The sequence below is a fragment of the Pseudomonas brassicacearum genome (assembly GCF_003732265.1).
Classification (GTDB): domain Bacteria; phylum Pseudomonadota; class Gammaproteobacteria; order Pseudomonadales; family Pseudomonadaceae; genus Aquipseudomonas; species Aquipseudomonas brassicacearum_D.
In genome coordinates this window covers 1,248,580-1,271,509 of the sequence record NZ_MOBK01000001.1, presented here as the reverse complement: position 1 = coordinate 1,271,509, position 22,930 = coordinate 1,248,580, and the positions used below count along the sequence as shown (strand labels likewise).

Annotated in this window: 2 protein-coding genes; both read left to right on the top strand. The window is 63.3% G+C overall.

What is annotated here, in order from left to right; translation table 11 throughout:
- Nucleotides 1-135 precede the first annotated feature (135 nt).
- Entirely contained in the window at nt 136-11,103 is a 10,968-nt protein-coding gene (locus tag BK660_RS05950; protein WP_123432490.1) for a non-ribosomal peptide synthetase, read from the top strand.
- Nucleotides 11,103-22,865, top strand: a complete 11,763-nt coding sequence (locus BK660_RS05945; RefSeq protein WP_123432489.1) for a non-ribosomal peptide synthetase — start codon at nt 11,103-11,105, stop codon at nt 22,863-22,865. Before BK660_RS05950 ends, BK660_RS05945 begins: the two co-directional genes overlap by 1 nt.
- The last annotated feature ends 65 nt before the right edge of the window (nt 22,866-22,930 follow it).

The following is a 22,930-nucleotide window of genomic DNA, read 5'->3' as shown; positions in this document are numbered from 1 at the left end:
TTTTTGGCATCCTCAGACTCCGCGTTTTATCTCCTTCCTGATACTTGTTCTCATTCGTTAATTTTTCCGGTGTGCATTCGTTTTATAGGGACGACGTGCCTTTGTGCTTCCCGCCACTGATCCGGATGCTTAGAAATGAATGCTGAAGACTCCTTGAAACTTGCTCGCCGGTTTATCGGGTTGCCCCTGGAAAAGCGCCAGATGTTCCTTGCGGCCTTGCACAAGGAGGGCGTCGATTTCGCCCGGTTTCCCATCCCGGCCGGCGTGGAGGCTGAGGATCGCCACGCGTTGTCCTATGCCCAGCAACGCATGTGGTTTCTCTGGCAACTGGACCCCCACAGCGGCGCGTACAACCTGCCGGGTGCGGTGCGCCTGACCGGGCGTTTGAACCTGCCCGCGCTGGAACAAGCATTCGCCAGCCTCGTTGAGCGTCACGAAACCCTGCGCACGGTGTTCCAGCGCCAGGCCGACGACAGCTTGCTGCAAGTGCCGGCCAGCGCGCCGCTGGTGATCGATCAGGTGGATCTCAGCGCGCTCCCGACCACGGAGCGCGAACTCGCTGTTGCGCAAGCGGCCGAGCAGCAATCGGTGCTGCCGTTCGATCTGTCAGTCGGTCCGTTGCTGCGCGTCACCTTGCTCAAACTCGCCGAGCAGGAACACGTGCTGCTGCTGACCCTGCACCACATCGTGTCCGACGGCTGGTCGATGAACGTGCTGATCGACGAATTCATCCGCTGCTACGACGCCTTCGACGTTGGCGCTCAGCCGCAACTCGCGCCTTTACCGATCCAGTACAGCGACTACGCCTTGTGGCAGCGCCGCTGGCTGGAAGCGGGCGAGCAGGCGCGCCAACTCGATTACTGGCAAGCGCAACTGGGCAACGAGCACCCGGTGCTGGAACTGCCCACCGACCACCCGCGCCCGGCGATGCCGAGCTATCGCGGTACTCGCTACGAATTTGCTGTCGACGCGCAACTAGCCGAGCAACTGCGCACCACCGCGCAGAAACACAACATCACCTTGTTCATGCTGTTGCTCGGCGCCTTCAATGCACTGCTGCATCGCTACACCGGGCAAACCGACATCCGCGTCGGCGTGCCGATTGCCAGCCGCAATCGCGCCGAGATCGAAGGCCTGATCGGCTTCTTCGTCAACACCCAGGTGCTGCGCACGCAACTCGACGGCCAGACCCGCGTCGACGATTTGCTGCGCGCCATCAAGGAAACCGCGCTCGGCGCCCAGGCCCATCAGGACTTGCCGTTCGAGCGTCTGGTCGAAGCGCTGAAACTGGAACGCAGCCTCAGCCACACGCCGCTGTTCCAGGTGATGTACAACCACCAGCCTCACGTCGCGGACATTGCCACGGTCAGCACGGCGTCCGGCCTGGCGCTGGGCGTGATCGAGTGGGAAGGGCGCACCACGCAGTTCGACCTGACCCTCGACACCTATGAAAAGGGTGGCAAGCTGCATGCGGCGCTGACGTACGCCAACGACCTGTTCGACGCCGACACCATCACGCGCATGGCGCAGCACTGGACGCGGTTGTTGCATGGCATGGTCAGCGATCCGACGCAGCGCATCAGCGATTTGCCGCTGCTGGAACGCGCGGAATACCAGCGCATCGTGCATGACTGGAATCGCGCCGATGAAACCTACCCGCAAGACCTGTGCATTCATGAACTGATCAGCCAGCAAGTCACGGCCAGTCCGAATGCATTGGCGGTGACCTTCGGCACCAAGCAGCTGACTTATGCCGAACTCGAGATTCAGGCCAATAGACTGGCGCACAAACTGATCGAGTTGGGTGTCGGCCCGGAAGTCCGGGTCGGCGTAGCGATGCAGCGTTCGGAAAACCTGCTGGTGGCATTGCTCGCGGTACTCAAGGCAGGCGGTGCCTACGTGCCGCTGGACCCGGATTACCCGGATGAACGCGTTGCCTACATGATTGAAGACAGCCGCGCCTTGGTGTTGCTGACGGAACAGTCGATGGCCGCGACATTGACCGTCACAGCCGATACGCAAGTGTTGCTGCTGGACGACAACACGTGGGCTGAGTACCCGGAAAACGCCCCTGAAACCGGCGTCACGCCGGACAACCTTGCTTACGTAATCTACACCTCCGGCTCCACCGGCAAACCCAAAGGCGTGGCCATCGCCCACCGCAACGTGCTGGCGCTGATCGACTGGTCTGCATCGGTCTACAGCCGCGAAGACATCCAAGGCGTACTGGCCTCGACCTCGGTGTGCTTCGACCTGTCGGTGTGGGAATTGTTTGTGACCCTGGCCAACGGCGGCTCGCTGATCATCGCCCGCAATGCCCTGGAATTGCCGCAACTGCCAGCGCGGGATCAGGTGCGCCTGATCAACACCGTGCCGTCGGCTATCAATGCCTTGCAGCACGACGGGCAGATCCCGCCGAGTGTGCGCATCATCAACCTCGCCGGGGAGCCGCTGAAACAGAGTCTGGTGGACGCGCTGTATCAGCAATCCACCGTCGAACACGTCTACGACCTGTACGGCCCGTCGGAAGACACCACCTATTCGACCTGGACCCGACGCGAGGCCGGTGGCCGCGCGAACATCGGTCGTCCGCTGAAACACACCGCCAGCTATGTGCTGGATGCCGAGTTGCAACCGGCACCGCAAGGCGTCTCTGCCGAGCTGTACCTGAGCGGCGCGGGCATCACCCGTGGTTACCTTGCGCGGCCGGGCATAACCGCCGAAAAGTATGTGCCGAACCCGTTCGCCAGCAACGGCGAGCGCCTCTACCGCAGCGGCGACCTGACCCGCTATCAGGCCGACGGCAGGCTGCAATACGTCGGGCGCATCGACCATCAGGTCAAGGTCCGGGGCTTTCGCATCGAGCTGGGTGAAATCGAAGCGCGGCTGTTGCAACAGGACGCCGTGCGCGAACTGGCGGTGCTGGCGCAGGACGGGGTCAACGGCCAGCAATTGGTGGCCTACATCGTGCCGAACGATCCCGCGTTACTCGGCGATATCGACGCGCAAGCGACTCAGCGTGAAACGTTGAAAGCCGCTCTGCGCCAGCATCTGCCGGATTACATGGTGCCGGCGTTCCTGCTGTTCCTCGATCATCTGCCACTGACCCCCAACGGCAAACTCGACCGCAAAGCCTTGCCGGCGGTCGATGGTTCACAGCAACAACGCGAACACGTCGCGCCACGCAGCGCACTGGAAAAATCCCTCGCCGCGATCTGGCAAGACGTACTGGCCGTCGACAACGTCGGTCTGGAAGACAACTTCTTCGAACTGGGCGGCGATTCCATCGTGTCCATGCAAGTGGTCAGCCGCGCGCGCCAGGCCGGGATTGTGTTGAGCCCCAAGGACCTGTTCCAGCACCAGACCCTCCGCAGCCTCGCCCAAGCAGCCCGCAGCGGCGAACAGGTGTTGATCGACCAAGGCCCGGCCATCGGCGCGGTGGCGTTGGCGCCGGTGCAACAATGGTTTTTCGAACAGGTAATCCCGCAGCGCCAGCACTGGAACCAGTCGCTGCTGCTGGTGCCACGCGAGGCGTTGAACGCCGAGGCGCTGGACCGTGCCCTTGAGCAATTGCTGACCCACCACGACAGCTTGCGCCTGCGTTATGAACACACCGCTGACGGCTGGCAGCAAACCTACGCCGCGCCGACCACGGAGTCGGTGCTGTGGCAGCGTCAGGCGCACTCCGTCGAAGCACTCAACGCGCTGTGCGACGAAGCCCAACGCAGTCTCGATCTGCACAATGGCCCGCTGATGCGCGCGCTGCTGGTGGCGATGGCTGACGGTACTCAACGCCTGTTGCTGGTGATTCATCACTTGGCGGTGGACGGCGTTTCCTGGCGCGTGCTGCTGGAAGATCTTCAGCAGTTCTACAGCGGCAACAAGGTGTCGTTGGCTAAAACCAGCACCTATCAGCGCTGGGTCGCCCGTCTGCAAGATCATCTTCCAGCCTTTGAAAACTGCCTCGGTTATTGGCTGACAGAACTGAAAAGCGCAGCGAATGATCTGCCCTGTGACCACCCGAACGGCGCGCTGGAAAACCGTTTCGAACACAAAATCGAGCTCAAGCTCAACGCCGAACACACCCGCAAACTGCTGCAACAGGCACCGGCGGCCTATCGCACCCAGGTCAACGACTTGCTGCTGACCGCACTGGCGCGAGCGGTTTGTCGCTGGAGCGGGCAGGGTAGCGCGCTGATCCAGCTCGAAGGCCATGGCCGCGAAGACCTGTTTGACGACATCGACCTGACCCGCACCGTGGGCTGGTTCACCAGCCTGTTCCCGGTGAATCTGGTGCCGTCGAGCGATCTCGGCGCATCGATCAAAACCATCAAGGAACACCTGCGCGGCGTGCCGGACAAGGGCCTCGGCTACGGCGCATTGCGTTACCTCGGTACACCGCAAATGCGCGCCGAACTCGCCGCGTTGCCGCAACCGCGCATTACCTTCAATTACCTTGGGCAGTTTGACCGTCAGTTCGACGACGCCGCGCTGTTCGTGCCGTCCACCGAAGGTAGCGGCGTGGCCCAGGATCCGTCGGCGCCGCTGGGTAACTGGCTGACCGTCGAAGGCCAGGTCTACGGCGGCGAGTTGTCGCTGAGCTGGGGTTTCAGCCGCGAGATGTTCGCCACCGCGACCATCCAGGGTCTGGCGGACGACTACGCGCAGGAGCTCAAAGCGCTGATCGATCACTGCTGCGCTGTTGAAGTGCCACAAACCACGCCGTCGGACTTCCCGCTGGCGCGCATCAGCCAGACGCAACTCGACGCATTGCCGGTCGAAACCCTTGAAGACCTGTATCCGCTGTCGCCGATGCAGCAGGGCATGCTGTTCCACACGCTCTACGAACCGCAGGTCGGCGCCTACATCAGTCAGTTGCGCCTGGACATCCAAGGCCTCGATCCGCAGCGTTTTGCCCACGCCTGGCAGACCGCACTGCAACGCCACGACATCCTGCGCAGCAGTTTCCACTGGCAAGGTCTCGACACCGCGCATCAGGCAATTGTCCGTCAGGTTGCATTGCCGCTTGAGGTGCTGGAAGCGACCGACACCGATGCGCTGGCCGATGCCGAGCGTGCCAAAGGTTTCGAATTGGGTAGCGCGCCGCTGTTCCGCTTGAAGCTGGTGCGTACCGACACTGACGCCTGGCACCTGATCTACACCAGCCACCACATTTTGATGGACGGCTGGAGCAACGCGCAGTTGCTGGCCGAAGTGATCCAGCATTACGCCACCGGGCAATCGCTGCCGGCACCGACCGGGCAATACCGCGATTATCTGGGCTGGTTACAGCAGCAATCCGCCGTCGCTGGCGAGCAATTCTGGAAAGCCGCGTTGGCGCCGTTGGAAGCACCCACCTTGCTCGCCGAAGCCTTGCGTCCGCCCGTGGGCGCCGAGGGCAGCGAAGCCTATCGAGTAGCCATCGACCGCCGCGCCACCCAGCGTCTGGCCGACTTCGCCCGGCAACAGAAAGTCACCCTCAACACCGTGCTGCAAGCGGCGTGGAGCCTGTTACTGCACCGCTACACCGGTCAGGACTGCGTGGTCTTCGGGGCCACTGTCGCCGGTCGTTCGGCGCCGTTGCCGGGGATCGAAGAACAACTCGGGCTGTTCATCAACACGCTGCCGCTGGTCTGCGCGATGAAGCCTGAGCAAACGGTCAGCCAATGGCTGGGCGAGCTGCAAGGGCTGAACCTGGCCATGCGCGAGTTCGAGCACGTGCCGCTTTACCACATTCAGGGCTGGGCAGGGCAGCAGGGTTCGGCGCTGTTCGACAGCCTGCTGGTGTTCGAAAACTTCCCGGTCGCCGAAGCGCTGAAGCAGGGCGCGCCGGCCGGATTGTCGTTCGGCAACCTGCACAACCACGAGCGCACGCACTATCCCCTGACCCTCGGCATCGAACTGGGCGAAGGATTGAACCTGGACTTCAGCTACGACGCGGCACGGTTCAGTGCGGCACAGGTCGCTGAGTTGTCGGCCAACCTGCAGCATCTGCTGATGCAATTGATGGCGCTGCCGGACGCGGCATTGGGTGCGCTGGAGTTGCTCGATGTCGAGGGCAAAAATGCGCTGCTTGCGCTCAGCCAACCGGCCCCGGTTCAGTTATCCACAACCCTGTTGGTCCACGAACAAATCGCCGCTCAGGCTGCCGCCACGCCGAATGCACTGGCATTGCAGGTTGTCGGCCAATCCCTGAGCTACATGGAGCTGAATACCCAGGCCAACCGCCTGGCCCATCGCCTGATTGCAAACGGTGCCGGCCCAGGCTCGCGTGTCGGGCTGGCGCTGCACCGTGGGCCGCAACTGATCGTCAGCCTGCTGGCGGTGCTGAAAAGCGGCGCGGCATATGTGCCGCTGGACCCGAGCTACCCAGCCGAACGCCTGCGCCACATGATCGACGACAGCCGCCTCGACGTGCTGCTGTGTGAATCCGGTCTGCTGGACAATTCACAAGGCGTGCGCCGTCTCAGCCTTGACGACAACGTCGGTTTCCCTGAAAGCGATCCGCAAAACCATGCGGTTGCCGAAGATCTGGCCTACGTCATCTACACCTCAGGCTCCACGGGCCAACCCAAAGGCGTTGCCATCGCCCATGCCGCGTTGCGCGAGTTCTGCCAATCCGCCGCTGACTACTCGGTGCTGTCGGCGGCGGACCGCGTGTTGCAGTTTGCGACCTTCAGCTTCGATGGCTTCGTCGAACAGTGCTTCCCGGCGTTGTGCGTCGGCGCCGCGTTGATCATGCGCGGCGATGAGTTGTGGGATGCCGGGCGACTGGCGGCTGAAATCGTCGAGCAAGGCGTGACCGTCGCGGACTTGCCAGCGGCTTACTGGTACTTGCTGGCCCGCGACTGCGCGAGCGGCGTGGTGCGCGATCTCGGCGATTTGCGTCAGGTGCATGTCGGCGGCGAAGCGATGTCGGTCGAAGGTTTGCGTTTGTGGCATCAGGCTGGATTGAGCCACGTACGACTGCTCAACACCTACGGCCCGACGGAAGCGACGGTGGTGTCCAGCGTGCATGAATGCCGTCTTGAGGATGCCAGCGATGCGTTTGGTATCCCGATTGGTCGCGCCATCGCCGGGCGTGCGTTGTACGTGCTGGATGCGTCCGGTCATTTGCTGCCCTACGGCGGCGTTGGCGAGCTGTGCATCGGCGCACCGACCTGCCTCGCGCAAAGCTACTTCGATCGCCCGGCGCTGACCGCCGAACGCTTCCTGCCGGACCCGTTCGCCCGTGAGCCGGGTGCGCGGCTTTACCGCAGCGGCGACCTGGCGCGTTACAACGCTGACGGCAATCTGGAATACGTCGGCCGTATCGACCACCAAGTGAAGATTCGCGGTTTCCGCATTGAAATGGGCGAGATCGAAGCCTGCCTGCAAGCTCGCGATGACGTGCGTGAAGCGGCGGTCATCGCTCAGGACGGGACGCAATTGGTGGCGTATGTCGTGGCCAACGATGCGCTGGTTTCTGAAACTGACTATCTGGAACGTCTCAAAACCGATTTGCGTCAGTCGTTGCCGGAATACATGGTGCCGAGCCACCTGATCCTGCTGGCCAGATTACCGCTCAACAACAACGGCAAACTCGATCGCAGAGCCTTGCCGCGTATTGAGGCCAGCGACGCACAACGTGACTTCGTGGCTCCGGCCCAAGGGCTGGAATCGCAGCTGGCGCTGATCTGGCAGGACGTCTTGCAGGTTGAGCGAGTAGGGCGCAACGACAACTTCTTTGCGCTGGGCGGTCACTCGTTGCTGGTGCTTCAGGTGATCTCGCGGGTGCGTCAGCAATTGCACCTCGAACTGTCGGTGAGCAGCCTGTTCTCGGCCGCGACTCTGGCGGAATTTGCCGAGCGTGCAGCGCTGGCAAACATCAGCGGCCAACCGCTCCTGCAACCTGCGCCAGTCGATCAACCGCCGATGCTGTCGTACGCCCAACAACGCCAATGGATTCTCTGGCAGCTGGACCCGCAAAGCCCGGCCTACAACATTCCCGCCGCGTTGCGCCTCAAGGGTTCGCTCAACTTCGATGCCCTGCACAAAGCCTTCGCGCAATTGCAGGCCCGTCACCAAACCCTGCGCACGACGTTCGAACAGGATGGCCAGCAGGCGCGTCCGGTGCTGCATGAGACGCTGGCGCTGCAACTGGAACAGCGCACGCTCGATCAATCGTCGGTCGACAGCGCGGTGGCGGAAGAAAACGCCCGACCGTTCGACCTGCGCAACGGTCCGCTGTGGCGTGTCTTGCTGCTGCAAGTGAACACCGACGAACACGTGCTGGTGCTGACCGTGCACCACATCGCCGCCGATGGCTGGTCGATGCAGGTCATGGTCGATGAGTTCAGTGCGTTGTATCAGGCGGCAGTCGACGGTCGCGCCGCCGGTTTGCCCAGCCTGCCGGTGAACTACAGCGACTACGCCCGCTGGCAGCGCGACTGGCTGGAAGCCGGCGAGGGCGCACGGCAATTGGCATGGTGGGGCGAACAACTGGCCGGCAGCCAGACCCCGCTGGAGTTGCCGAGTGAACTGAGCCGTCCGGCCCGTCGCAGCGAACGCGGCGCCAGCCTGATGCTGAACGTTGATCGCGGGCTGCTGGCCGGTTTGCGCCAACGTGCCCAAGAGCAGCAAGTGACGTTGTTCATGCTGTTGCTGGCGAGTTTCCAGACCTTGTTGCATCGCCAGAGCGGGCAGTCGAGCATCAGCGTCGGCGTGCCGAGCGCCGGGCGTTCGCGTCTCGAAACCGAAGGCCTGATCGGCTTTTTCATCAACACCCAGGTGCTGCGCACGCAGATCGACGGGCAGCAACCGTTCTGTGCGTTGCTGCAACAGGTCAAACAGGTTGCCTTGGATGCGCAAGCCCATCAGGACGTGCCATTCGAGCAATTGGTCGACGCCTTGCAACCGGATCGAAGCCTCAATCACAGCCCGTTGTTCCAGGTGCTCTACAACCATCAGCAACAGTTGGGCGCCAGCGTCGAGCGCAGCGTGGCCGGTTTGCAGGTTGAGCGTTTGCACTGGCAGCAGCAGACCACCCAGTTTGATCTGGTACTCGACACCCAGGAACAGGGCGATGCGCTCGATGCCAGCCTGACGTATGCCACGGATCTGTACGACGAGGCGTCCATGCAACGCCTCGCCGAGCAGTGGCTGAACCTGCTGCGCGCGGTGGTCAATGATCCACAACAACGCGTCGCCGAATTGCCGCTGCTGCACGCGCCACAATCCGACGCGTTGATCCAGCACTGGAACCCGGCATTCGCGGCGCAACCCTTGTCGCCAACCTTGCACCAGTTGTTTGAAGCTCAGGCTGCGCAACAGCCGAACGCCGTTGCGTTGGTCTACGCAGGCGAGCAACTGACCTACGCCGCGCTCAACGCCCAGGCCAATAGACTGGCGCGCAAACTGCGAGAGCAGGGCGTCGGCCCGGAAGTGCGCGTTGGCATCGCCGCTGAGCGGGCGATGCCGCTGGTGGTCGGCTTGCTGGCGATTCTCAAGGCCGGCGGCGCCTACGTGCCGCTCGATCCGCACTACCCGGCCGAGCGCCTGAGCTACATGATCGAAGACAGCGGCCTCACGCTGCTGTTGACCCAACAACAGTTGATCGACGGTTTGCCCTCCCGTGAGGGCGTGCAGGTGCTGAGCCTGGAATCGCTGGAACTGGACGCCTTCAGCGACGACAACCTGCCGCCGCTGGCGACCCCGGACAACCTCGCGTACGTGATCTACACCTCCGGTTCTACCGGGCGGCCGAAGGGCGCCTTGCTCAGCCATGCCAACGTCGGGCGTCTGCTGAGCGCCACCGCCGCCGAGTTCAACTTCGGCGCGAACGATGTCTGGACGCTGTTCCATTCCTACGCCTTCGACTTCTCGGTGTGGGAGCTGTTTGGCTCGCTGTGCACTGGCGGGCGTCTGGTGATCGTGCCGCATGACATCAGCCGCGAGCCGCAAGCGTTTCACCGCTTGCTCTGCGATGAAGGCGTCACGGTGCTGAACCAGACCCCGAGCGCGTTCCACCAACTGTTGCCGATTGCCTGCGCCAGCCCGCGGAGCATGGCCCTGCGGCAGGTGATTTTCGGTGGCGAGGCTCTCGAAGTCGCCAGCCTGCGTCCCTGGTTCGAACGCTTTGGCGACCAGCAACCCACCCTGGTCAACATGTACGGCATCACCGAAACCACGGTGCACGTGACCTACCGCGCGATTCGTCTGGCCGACCTCGACGGCAAGGCCCAGAGCCCGATTGGCCTGCCGATCCGCGACCTGCGCTGGTACTTGCTCGACAGTCAGCTGCAACCGGTCCCGGTGGGGGTTGCGGGCGAGTTGTACATCGCCGGTGCTGGTCTGGCGCGCGGTTATCACGGGCGTTTCGGCCTGACCGCCGAGCGTTTTGTGCCGAGCCCGTTCGACGTTTCGCAGCGCCTCTATCGCAGTGGCGACCTGGCCCGCCAGCGCGCCGACGGCAGCATCGATTACCTCGGCCGCATCGACCAGCAAGTGAAGATTCGCGGTTTCCGCATCGAACTCGGCGAAATCGAAGCCGCGCTGCTGGCCCAACCGGGCGTGCGCCAAGCGGTATTAAACGTTCATCACGACGACGGCGGACCGCAGTTGTGCGCCTACGTCGTGGCCGACCAAGCCCCGCACGACCCGATCGCCTGGCGCGATCACCTGCGCACCGCGCTCAAGGTCGATCTGCCGGACTACATGGTGCCAAGCCACTGGCTGCTGCTCGACGCCTTGCCACTGACCGGCAACGGCAAGCTCGACCGCAAGGCCTTGCCAGTGCCGGACGCCGAGGACTGGCAACGTCCCTTCGAAGCCCCCGAGGGCACCCTCGAACAGCAACTGTCGGCGATCTGGGCCGAGGTGCTGGGCGTGGCGCAGATCGGCCGGCGTGACAACTTCTTTGAACTGGGCGGGCATTCGTTGCTCGCCGCCCAGGCCAGTGCCCGTGTGGAGCTGGAACTGGGCATCGAGCTGCCGCTGCGCGCGCTGTTCGAATCCACCGACCTGCAGGCTTATGCCGCCATGGCCGGGCAACACGCCCCGGCTGACAACGATGCACGTCTTGATGCGCTTGAGTCGCTTCTCGACGAGATGGAGATCAACTGATGGAACACACCACTGCCCAGCGTATCGCCAGCCGCTTCGCCGGCCTGCCCGCCGACAAACGCCTCGAGTTTCTGAGGCGCATGCAAGAGCAGGGCGTGAGCTTTGGCCAATTGCCGATTCCGCCGGCTGCCGAGGCGCAAACCCGCTTCGAACTGTCGTATGCGCAGCAGCGCCAATGGTTCCTCTGGCGGCTTGATCCGCAGAGCTCGGCGTACAACATCCCGGCGGCGTTGCGCTTGCACGGGCCGCTGAATGTCGCGGCGTTGCAGCAGAGTTTTGATGTGTTGCTGGAGCGGCATCAAAGCCTGCGCAGTCGTTTTGTCGAGGATGACGGTCAAGTCGTTCAGACGCTGGCCGAGTTCACATCGCTGGCGATCAAACACATCGATCTGCGCGACGAGCCTCAGGTACATCGCCTCGATCTCGCGATGAAAAACGTCGAGTTGGAAATCGCCCGCCCATTCGATCTGCAACACGGTCCGCTGTTGCGGGTCAGCCTGTTGCAACTGGATGCCGAAGACCATGTGCTGCTGCTGACCCTGCACCACATCGTCACCGATGGCTGGTCGATGGGCGTGTTGGTGGAGGAGTTCTCTCGGCTCTATGCCGCGCATTGCCAGGGGCAAAACGCAGCACTTGAGCCGCTGCCGATCCAGTATTGCGATTACGCCCTGTGGCAGCGTCGCTGGATGGAAGCGGGCGAACTGGAGCGCCAGCTCAACTGGTGGCGTGACACGTTGGGCAGCGAACAACCGCTGCTGGAATTGCCGACTGATCGCCCACGCCCGGCGCAACCGAGCCAGCGCGGCGCGCGCCTGGATTTCGCCCTCGATGCAACCTTGGCCAGCGGCCTGATGACCCTGGCCAAACAGCGCGGCGTCACGCCGTTCATGCTGTTGCTGACCAGCTTCCAGGCCTTGCTCTACCGCTACAGCGGTCAGTCCGACGTGCGCGTAGGCGTGCCGATTGCCAACCGTAATCGTGTGGAAACCCGTGGCCTGATCGGCTTCTTCGTCAACACCCAGGTGATGCGCGCCGAACTCGACGGACGTCTGTCATTCAGCCAATTGCTCGACCAGACCCGCGCCGCGTCGCTGGACGCCCAGGATTATCAGGACTTGCCGTTCGAACGTCTGGTACAGGCGCTGCAAGGTGAACGCAGCCTCAGCCACAGCCCGTTGTTCCAGGTGATGTTCAACCACCAGCAAGCCAAACCGGCAGCGGTCAGCGGCTTGCTCGCCGGCCTGCGGGTCGAAGCGCTGAACGCCACGGCGCACACCACGCAATTCGACCTGCAACTGGACACGCAGGAGGAGGGCGACAAATTTTTCGCCAGCCTGACGTATGCCACCGACCTGTTCGACGCTGAGCGCATCGAGCATTTGGCCCGCCATTGGCGAAACCTGTTGGCCGGCGTGCTGGCGAACCCGCAATGCCCACTCGCCGAGTTGCCGCTGCTCGATGCCGACGAGCGTCTGCGCATTCTCGATGACCTCAACGACACGACTCGGGCTTATCCGGGCGAAGTCTGCGTGCAGCGCCATTTCGAAGAACGCGTAGTTGAAGACGGTAACGCGACGGCGCTGGTGTTCCAGGGTCAGACCCTGAGCTACGCCGAACTGAACCTGCGCGCCAACCGCCTGGCTCATTACCTGCGCGCCCAGGGCGTCGGCCCGGAAGTGCTGGTGGGGATCGCCTGCGACCGCTCGTTTGAAATGGTCGTCGGCCTGTTGGCGATTCTCAAGGCCGGTGGCGCGTATGTGCCGCTGGACCCGGAATACCCGCTGGATCGCCTGAGCTACATGATCGAAGACAGCGGCATTGCATTGCTGCTGACTCAGGAACATCTGCTGGCGCAATTGCCGACCCCCGATAACGTGCGGACCTTGTGCCTGCGCGCCGAGGCCGACTGGCTGAGCGAACTGCCGGGCAACGATCTACCGAACTTCGCCGTGGCAGAAAACCTCGCCTACGTGATCTACACCTCCGGCTCCACTGGCAAACCCAAAGGCGCAGGCAACCGCCACGTCGCGCTACATAACCGTCTGGAATGGATGCAGGACGCCTACAACCTGCTGCCGACCGACCGCGTGCTGCAAAAAACGCCGTTCAGTTTCGACGTGTCGGTGTGGGAGTTTTTCTGGCCGCTGATGAAAGGCGCCACCCTGGTAATCGCCGCACCGGGCGAACATCGCGATCCGCAACGCCTCGCTGCGTTGATCGTCGAGCAAGCAATCACCACGCTGCACTTCGTGCCGTCGATGCTTTCCGCCTTCATCGGCGCCGACGAATCATTGACCTGCACCTCGCTGACACGGATCATTTGCAGCGGTGAAGCGCTGCCGATGGAACTGCAACGCCAGACCTTGCGAAGCCTGCCGCAAGCCAACCTCTACAACCTCTATGGCCCGACCGAAGCGGCCATCGACGTGACCCACTGGACCTGCGTGGAAGAAGGCTGCGACAGCGTGCCGATTGGTCGCCCGATCGCCAACCTGCGCACCTGCATCCTCGACAGCGAACTGCAACCGTTGCCGTTGGGCGCGGTGGGCGAGTTGTACCTCGGTGGCGTCGGCCTGGCGCGCGGTTATCACCGTCGCGGCGCGCTGACCGCCGAGCGTTTTGTGGTCGATCCGTTCGGCAGCGGCGAGCGCCTGTACCGCACCGGCGACCTGGCGCGTTATCGCGCCGACGGCGCCATCGACTACTGCGGGCGCATCGACCATCAAGTGAAGATTCGCGGTTTGCGCATCGAACTGGGCGAAATCGAAGCGCGCCTGCAAGAACATGCCGACGTGCAGGACGCCGTGGTGCTGGCCCTCGACGGCCCGAGCGGCAAGCAATTGGTCGCGTACCTGGTGCCGCAGGATGATGCACTGCTGGAGGCCAATTCCGAACAACAAGGCGCGTGGCGCGAAACCCTGAAAAGCCATCTGCTCGCCAGCCTGCCGGATTACATGGTGCCAGCGCAGACCGTGCTGATCGAGCAGATGCCGCTGAGTCCCAACGGCAAACTTGACCGTAAACGCCTGCCCATGCCCACCGCGCAGGTCAGCCAACGCGCTTTCGAAGCACCGCGCAGCGCGCACGAACAGGTGCTGGCGCAGATCTGGCAAGACGTGTTGGGCGTGGAGCAGGTCGGGCGTCAGGACAACTTCTTTGAACTGGGCGGCGATTCGATCATCTCGATTCAACTGGTCAGCCGGGCGCGCCGTGCGGGTCTGAGCCTGCAACCGCGTGACCTGTTCCAGCAGCAGACCTTGCAAGCGCTGGCCGCGGTGGTCAAAGAACAGGCCGCACCGCTGGCGCAACAAGGGCCGGTGGACGGCGTGCAAACGCTCACGCCGATCCAGCGCTGGTTCTTCGCCGAACCCATTCCGCAACGCGCGCACTGGAATCAGGCGGTATTGCTGACGCCGCGTGAAACCCTCGAACTGCCGCGTCTGCAAGCCGCGCTGCAACGCCTGCTCAAGCAGCACGATGCCCTGCGTTTGCGCTTCAGTCAGGTCGACGGCCAATGGTCGGCGCGTTATGTCGGGGCCGACAGCGCCGATGTGATCGACATGCTCTGGACCGCCCGCGTGGCCAGTGATGCCTCGCTGGAATCGGTGTGCGATGAAGCGCAACGCAGCCTCAGTTTGCAAGACGGGCCATTGCTGCGCGTGGCACTGATCGCCCAAGCCGATGGCTCCCAGCGTTTGCTCCTGGTGATTCACCACTTGGCGGTGGACGGTGTGTCGTGGCGGGTGCTGCTGGAAGATCTGCAGGCAGCCTACCTTGGGCAAGACCTGCCGCCGAAGACCAGCGCTTTGCAGGCGTGGGCCGAGAAACTCGACGCCTATGCACGCTCCGAAGCCGCCACCGCCGAACTGGGTTGGTGGCAGGCTCAGCTCAGCGTGGCGAATGATTGGTTGCCGGCGGCCAATGCCCACGCCAGTCAGGCCGGGCATCTGCGCCAGGGCGTCAGCATCGGTCTGGACCGCAAACAAACCCGTCAATTGCTGCAACAGGCGCCCGCGATCTACCGCACGCAAGTCAACGACCTGCTGCTGACCGCACTGGCCCGCACCCTCAGCCGCTGGACCGGCGACCAATCGGCGCTGATTCAGCTCGAAGGCCATGGTCGCGAAGAACTGTTCGACGACATTGACCTGACCCGCACCGTTGGCTGGTTCTCCAGCCTGTTCCCCGTGCGCCTGACGCCGACCGCCGACCTTGGCGGTTCGATCAAGGCGATCAAGCAACAACTGCGCGAGATTCCCGGCAAAGGCGTGGGCTACGGCCTGTTGCGCTACATGGGCGACGCGTCGACCCAAGCGGCATTGGCCGCGTTGCCGCAAGCGCGGGTGACGTTCAACTACCTCGGCCAGTTCGACCAGAGCTTTGCCGAAGACGCACTGTTCACCCCGGCCCGCGAATCCAGCGGCGCCGCACAATCGGCCGACGCACCGTTGCCGAACTGGCTGTCGGTGGACGGTCAGGTCTATGGCGGTGAGCTCAAACTTGACTGGACCTTCAGCCGCGAATGCTTCGACCTGCGTGAAATCGAAACGCTGGCCGCAGATTTCCGTGATGAATTGCTGACGCTGATCGCCCATTGCCTGAGCGATGGCGCGGGCGGCGTGACCCCGGCGGACTTCCCGTTGGCGCGGCTGACTCAGGCACAACTCGATGGCCTGCCGGTGCCGCCGGCGCAGATCGAAGACGTGTATCCGCTGTCGCCGATGCAGGCTGGTTTGCTGTTCCACAGCTTGTATGAGGCGGAGTCCGGCGCGTACGTGAACCAGCTCAGCGTCGAAGTCCGAGGGCTGGATGCCGAACGACTGGGCCGCGCGTGGCAAGCGGTGCTCGACACCCATCCGATCCTGCGCAGCAGTTTCCACTTCCCGGAGGGCTTCGAAGCGCCGGTGCAGTTGGTCCATCGTCATCTGCAACTGCCGATGACCTGTCTCGACTGGCGCGACCGCAGCGATCAGGCCGAAGCGTTGATTCAATTGATTGATGACGAACGCCTGCAACTCGACCCGACCCGGGCGCCGTTGATGCGCTTGACCCTGGTGCGACTCGACGATGAGCGCCAGCAACTGATCTACACCCACCATCACCTGTTGCTGGATGGCTGGAGCAATTCGCTGCTGCTGAGCGAAGTCTTGCAGCGCTATGCCGGGCAGGACGTGCAGGCGCCAACCGGACGTTTCGCCGACTACATTGGCTGGCTGCAACGTCAGGATGCGCAAGCTGATGAATTGTTCTGGCGCGAGCAACTGGCCAACCTCGACAACCCGACGCTGCTGGCGCAGAGCCTGGCCCATGGCGGTGGTAAACACCTGTCGACGGCAGCGTTCGCTGATCATCGCCAGACGTTCGATGTTGCCTCCAGCCAACGCTTCAGCGACTTTGCCCGTCAGCAAAAAGTGACGCTCAACACCTTGGTGCAAGGCGCGTGGGCGCTGCTGTTGCAACGCTACAGCGGTCAGCGCAGCGTGGCGTTCGGCGCGACCGTGGCGGGGCGGCCGGTGGATTTGCCGGGGGCCGAAAGCCAGCTCGGGCTGTTCATCAACACCTTGCCGGTGATCAGCACGCCGGATGCGCTTGAAAGCGTCGGCCACTGGTTGACTCGCTTGCAGGCGCAGAACCTCGAATTGCGTGAGCATGAATTCACCGCATTGGGCGACATTCAGCGCTGGGCCGGACGCACCGGCGAGCCGCTGTTCGACAGCCTGCTGGTGTTCGAAAACTTCCCGGTAGCCGAAGCGCTGCAACAGGGCGCACCGGCCGGGTTGAGCTTCTCGATCCCGCAGAACCATGAACGCACCAATTTCCCGCTGACCCTGGCGGCCACTGCCGAAAGCCAGCTCAGCCTGAACTGGAGCTACCAGTGCGCTCACTTCAGCGCCGAGGCGATTGCCCGCATGAGCGAGCATCTGGCCGCGCTGCTGACGGCGATGGTCGCCGCTCCGAATGCGGCATTGAGTGAACTGGAGCTGCTGACCGCGCCGGAACGTGCGCAACAGTTGGTGGAGTGGAATCCCGCATTTACCGCGGCGGAAAACCCGCTCTGCGTGCATCAGTTGATCGAGGCCCAAGCGGTCATCCGACCGGACGCCACCGCGCTGATCTTCAACGACCTGGAATTGAGCTTCGACCAACTCAATCGTCGCGCCAACCAGTTGGCCCATCGCTTGCGCGCACTGGGTATCGGCCCGGAAGTGCGGGTCGGCCTGGCGATGCAGCGAACGCCTGCAATGATCATCGGCCTGCTGGCGATCCTCAAGGCCGGCGGCGCCTACGTGCCTCTGGACCCGGCGTACCCGGCTGAACGCCTGCGCTATCTGATGGAAGACAGCGGCATTGCGCTGCTGATCAGCCAGTCGTGGCTGCGGGAAAAACTGCCGCTGCCGCAAGGTCTGGCGGTGCTGGAAGTCGACCGCGAACCACTGGAATCGATGGCTGAGACCAACCCGGTCAACCTGACCTGTGGCGAAAACCTCGCGTACCTGATTTACACCTCAGGCTCCACCGGGCGGCCGAAAGGCGTCAGTGTGGCCCACGGTCCGCTGGCCATGCATTGCCTGTCGATTGGTGAGCTGTACGGCATGACCCCGGACGACCGCGAGCTGCAATTCGCCTCGATCAGCTTCGACGGCGCCCACGAACGCTGGCTGACACCGTTGGTGTTCGGTTCGGCGGTGATGCCCCGTGACGATGAGTTGTGGAGTGTCGAGCGCACCTGTGCCGAGATCGAAAAGCACGGCATCACCATCGCCTGTTTCACCCCGAGCTACCTGGCGCAGATCGCCGACTTCATGGGCGAGGCGGGGCGTGATCTGCCGATCCGCTCCTACACCCCGTGCGGTGAAGGCATGGCCAAGCATGCCTTCGATGAAGTGCAGCAGGTGCTGCAACCCAAGCGGCTGATCAACGGCTACGGCCCGACCGAAACAGTGATCACGCCGCTGATCTGGCTGGCGTACCCGGATACCGAATTTGACTCGGCGTTCATGCCGATTGGCCGGCCAGTGGGCAATCGTAGTGCCTATATTCTGGACGGCGGTTTGCAGCCGCTGCCGGTCGGCGTCGCGGGTGAGTTGTACCTGGGCGGCGAGGGCGTCGCTCGGGGTTACCATCAACGTCCCGATTTGACCGCTGAACGCTTCGTGCCGGATCCGTTCGTACCGGGCGCGCGTTTGTACCGCAGCGGTGACCTCGCGCGGTTCCGTGCCGATGGCGTAGTTGAATACCTTGGGCGGATCGACCAGCAAGTGAAGATTCGCGGGTTCCGGATTGAACTCGGCGAAATCGAAGCCTGCCTGCTTGAACATGAAGGCGTGCGTGAAGCCTTCGTGATCGACCGCGACGGCCCGGTCAGCCGCCAATTGGTCGGTTACGTGGTGCCGCGCGATCCGCTCGCCGATGAGCAGGACCTGCGTGAAGCGCTGACCGCTCACCTGCGCAGCCGCTTGCCGGCGCACATGCTGCCGGCGCATTTGATGTGCCTGGCGGCGTTGCCGCTGACGCCGAACGGCAAGCTGGATCGTCAAGGGCTGCCGGCGCCGGAAGCCACACGGCAGCACCACGATCACGTCGCCGCCGCGACCCCGGCCGAAGTGTTGCTGGTGGAGATCTGGCAGGAACTGCTGGGGCTGGAGTCGGTGGGCGTCACTGAAAACTTCTTTGAATTGGGCGGGGACTCGATCATTTCGCTGCAAGCGGTGAGCCGTGCCGGGCAGCGCGGGTTGGTGTTCAGTCCGAAGCAACTGTTCGAACAGCAGACCATCCGCGCATTGGCCTCGGTGGCCAGCAGTCGTGAAGCGAAGTGGGTTGATGCGCCGACAGTCCCGGCCTTTGCGCTGGTGCCACACATCGACGTTGCCGCCCGTGAAGGTCTGCAAGACCTGTATCCGCTGTCGCCGATGCAGCAAGGCATGTTGTTCCATTGCCTCGATTCACCGGAGCTCAACCCCTACGTCAACCAGTTGAGCGTGGCGGTGGACGGTTTGCAGGTGCCGCGTTTCCGCGCGGCGTGGCAGACCCTGGTCAAGCGTCATGAAGTGCTGCGTGCGGCGTTCCGCTGGCGCGATGGCCTGGCCGATCCGCTGCAAGCGGTGTTCGCCGACGTCGAGTTGCCCATCGAAGAACTCGACTGGCGTGAGCGCACCGACAACGAACAGGCACTGAAGGAACTGGCCGCCGCGGAACAGGCCAAGGGTTTCGACCTGAGCTGTCCGCCGCTGATGCGTTTCATCCTGGTGCGTCTCGGTGATGACCGTTACCAGATGATCTGGATTTACCACCACTTGCTGCTCGACGGCTGGAGCGCCTCGCGTCTGTTGGGCGACATGCTGCGCCTGTACCACAACGACACGTTGCCGAGCCTGACCGGTCGCTACGCCGATTACATCGCCTGGCTGCAACGTCAGGACGGGGCACAGGCCGAAGGCTTCTGGCGCGAACGCCTGGCATTGCTCGAAGAGCCGACGATTCTGGCCAAGGCCTCGGGTTCCGCCGGTTCCGGTCACGGCGTGATGTACAGCAACCTCGACAGCGAGGCGACGCGCAAACTGCACACCTTCGCCAAGCGTCAACGCGTGACGCTGAACACCCTGGTGCAAGGCGCGTGGCTGCTGTTGTTGCAACGCCACAGCGGCCAGCGCAGCGTCGCGTTCGGCGCCACGGTGGCGGGGCGTCCGACCGGATTGGCCGGGGCACAAGACATGCTCGGCCTGTTCATCAACACCTTGCCAGTGATCCAGACGCTTGATCCGCAACAGCCGTTGGGCGAGTGGTTGCGCGAGTTGCAGGACTACAACCTGATGGTCCGCGATTACGAACACACGCCGTTGTCGGACATCCAGCGCTGGGCCGGGCAGGGTGGCCAGGGCTTGTTCGACAGCATCATCGTGTTTGAAAACCATCCGGTGGACCGTGCATTACGCGGTGGCGAGGAAGGTGAGCTGCGCTTTGCCGAAGTCGGCAGCGGTGGCGTGACCAACTTCCCGATGGACTTGATGGTCAGCGCCAACGAAGAAGGCCTGGAAGTCGAGTACCTGTTCCTGCGTGATCGCTTCAGTGACGTGGAAGTAGAGCGGATTCGGGCGCAGCTTGAAGGGTTGCTGCGTGCGTTGCCGGAGGACGCGACGTGTCTGCTCGGCAATATTGGCCTGCCTGAATCGCGCATCAGCCTGCCGCGAGCGTCGACCGACAGCGCCGATGTGCTGCATGCGTTCAATCAGCATGTGCAGATGCAGCCGCAGAAGATCGCCTTGATCTGTGAGGATCGGCAAGTCAGTTACGCCGAGCTTGAGGCGCAGGCCAATGGGCTGGCGCAGCAATTGATCGACCGGGGCATCGGCGCGGAAAGTCTGGTAGCGGTAGCGTTGCCGCGTTCGGAACGCACGATTGTCGCGTTCCTCGCGGTGCTGAAAGCAGGGGCGGCTTACTTGCCTTTGGACCTGGCGTACCCGGCCGAACGGCTGGCTTATATGTTGAGCGATTCGGCTGCCAGTCTGTTGCTCTGCGACAGCGATCTGGGCGAACGACTGCCGTTGGCGGATAGCCCTCCACGCCTGCTGCTCGATCAGTTGCGCGTTGCCGACAACGTGCCGTGCCCGGTTTCCAACCCGTTGCCGGGGCATCTGGCGTACCTGATCTACACCTCCGGCTCCACCGGCCAACCGAAAGGCGTGGCCGTGGAACGCGGGCCGATTGCCCGGCATTGCCGCGGCATCATCGAGCTCTACGAACTGGCGCCGCGCAGCCGTGAATTGCACTTCATGTCGTTCGCCTTCGACGGCGCTCAGGAACGCTGGCTGAGTGTGCTGTTGGCCGGCGGCAGTCTGGTGATTCGCGAGGACAATGTGTGGACCCCGGAACAGACCCTGCAAGTGTTGCATCGTCACGCCGTCACCGTCGCCTGCTTCCCGCCGGCGTACCTGCAACAGATGGCCGAGGTGGCTGAACGTCTGGGCAATCCACCGGCGGTCGAGGTGTATTGTTTTGGCGGTGATGCGGTGCCGGAGGCCAGTTTCGAGCAGGTCAAACGGGCACTGCGTCCGCAGCGTCTGGTCAACGGTTACGGCCCGACCGAAACCGTGGTCACGCCTTTGTTGTGGCGTGCCGAGGTCAGCGAAACCTGCGATGCGGCGTATGCGCCGATTGGTCGCGGTGTGGCCGGGCGTGGCTTGTACGTGCTCGATGCCGACTTCAATCCGTTGCCGGTGGGCGTCAGCGGCGAGTTGTATTTGGGCGGCGAATGCCTGGCGCGGGGTTATCACCAGCGTCCCGGCATGAGCGCCGAGCGTTTCATCCCCGATCCGTTCGAGGCCGGCGGCCGCATGTACCGCACCGGCGACCTGGTGCGCCAGCGCGAGTGCGGGTTGATCGACTACCTGGGACGCCTCGACCAGCAAGTGAAGATCCGTGGTTTCCGTATCGAACCGGGCGAAATCGAAGCGCGTCTGCGTGAGTGCGCGGGCGTGCTGGATGCCGCCGTGGTGGTCCATGACACGCCGACCGGCAAGCAATTGGTCGGTTATGTGGTGGCGCCCGGCGCGGTCGGTCTGGATCGTCGCTTGAAGTCTGAACTGCAAGCGCAACTGCCGGATTACATGGTGCCGGCGCGGATCATGGTGGTGGAACGCTTCCCGCTGTCGGCCAACGGCAAGCTCGATCGTCGCGCACTGCCGACGCCGGAATGGGCGCTTGGCGGCTATCGCGCGCCGCGCAACCCGCTGGAAACGGCACTGACAGCGATCTGGCAAGAGGTGCTTGGCGTGCCGCAAGTGGGCATCGACGACAACTTCTTCGAACTCGGTGGCGATTCGTTGCAGGTGCTCAAAGTCATTTCGCGGGTGCGCAGTCAGCCGCAATTGGGCTTCGAATTGAAGCTGCGGGATCTGATGCAGAAACCGTGCATTGCTGAGCTCAGCGGCTATCAGGTGGCTGAACCAGCGTCTGCACCGGACCCGTTGCTGGCGCTGAATGCGCGAATCCCCAACGTGCCGGCGTTGTTCTGCCTGCACGCCGGTTTTGGCACGGTGTTCGACTACGAACCGCTGGCGCGGCGTCTGGAAGGACGGCGCACGGTGTACGGCGTGCAATGCCGGATGTTGCTTGATCCGCAATGGCAGGACGAATCGCTGCTGGCCATGGCGCAAGCCTATGCGCAGCGGATTCGCGGTCAGCAGGCCAAGGGGCCGTATTACCTGTTGGGCTGGTCGTTGGGCGGTGCGTTGACGCAACTGGTCGCACACGAACTGGAGTCCCAGGGTGAAACGGTTGCGTTTGCCGGGCTAGTCGACAGTTACGTGGCGGGCACGGCAGAAGCGGGGGACTGGCGCGAGGATCTGGGCGACTACCTGAAGTTTGTGCTCGGGTTGCCGGCCGATGAGGCGCAGGCATTGATCGCGCTGAAAGCCGCTGACTTGAACGAGTGCGAGGGTTCCACCGCAGTGATCGAGGCGGCGATGCACGGTTCCAGTGAACACGCCACGTTGGGCGCGGGGGAACTGACGCAGATCTTCGCGACGGGTTCACGCCTCAAGCAACTGGCGCTGGCGCATCGGCAACTGCCGGTGATTCAAGCTTCGGCGCATCGCTGGTGGGTGGCCGAGCGTGACGACGAGCGCCGGGTGTTCGAGGCGCAGGTCGGCACCCAGGGCGTCGATCGCCTGTTGGCCGGCGGGCATTACAAATTGCTGCGCGGTGACGAGTTGCTGGATGAGCTGGAAGACCTGCTGGAACGCCGATTGACCCTTGCCTAAAGGATCGATGAACACCCTGTGGCGAGGGAGCTTTTGTGGCGAGGGGGCAAGCCCCCTCGCCACAG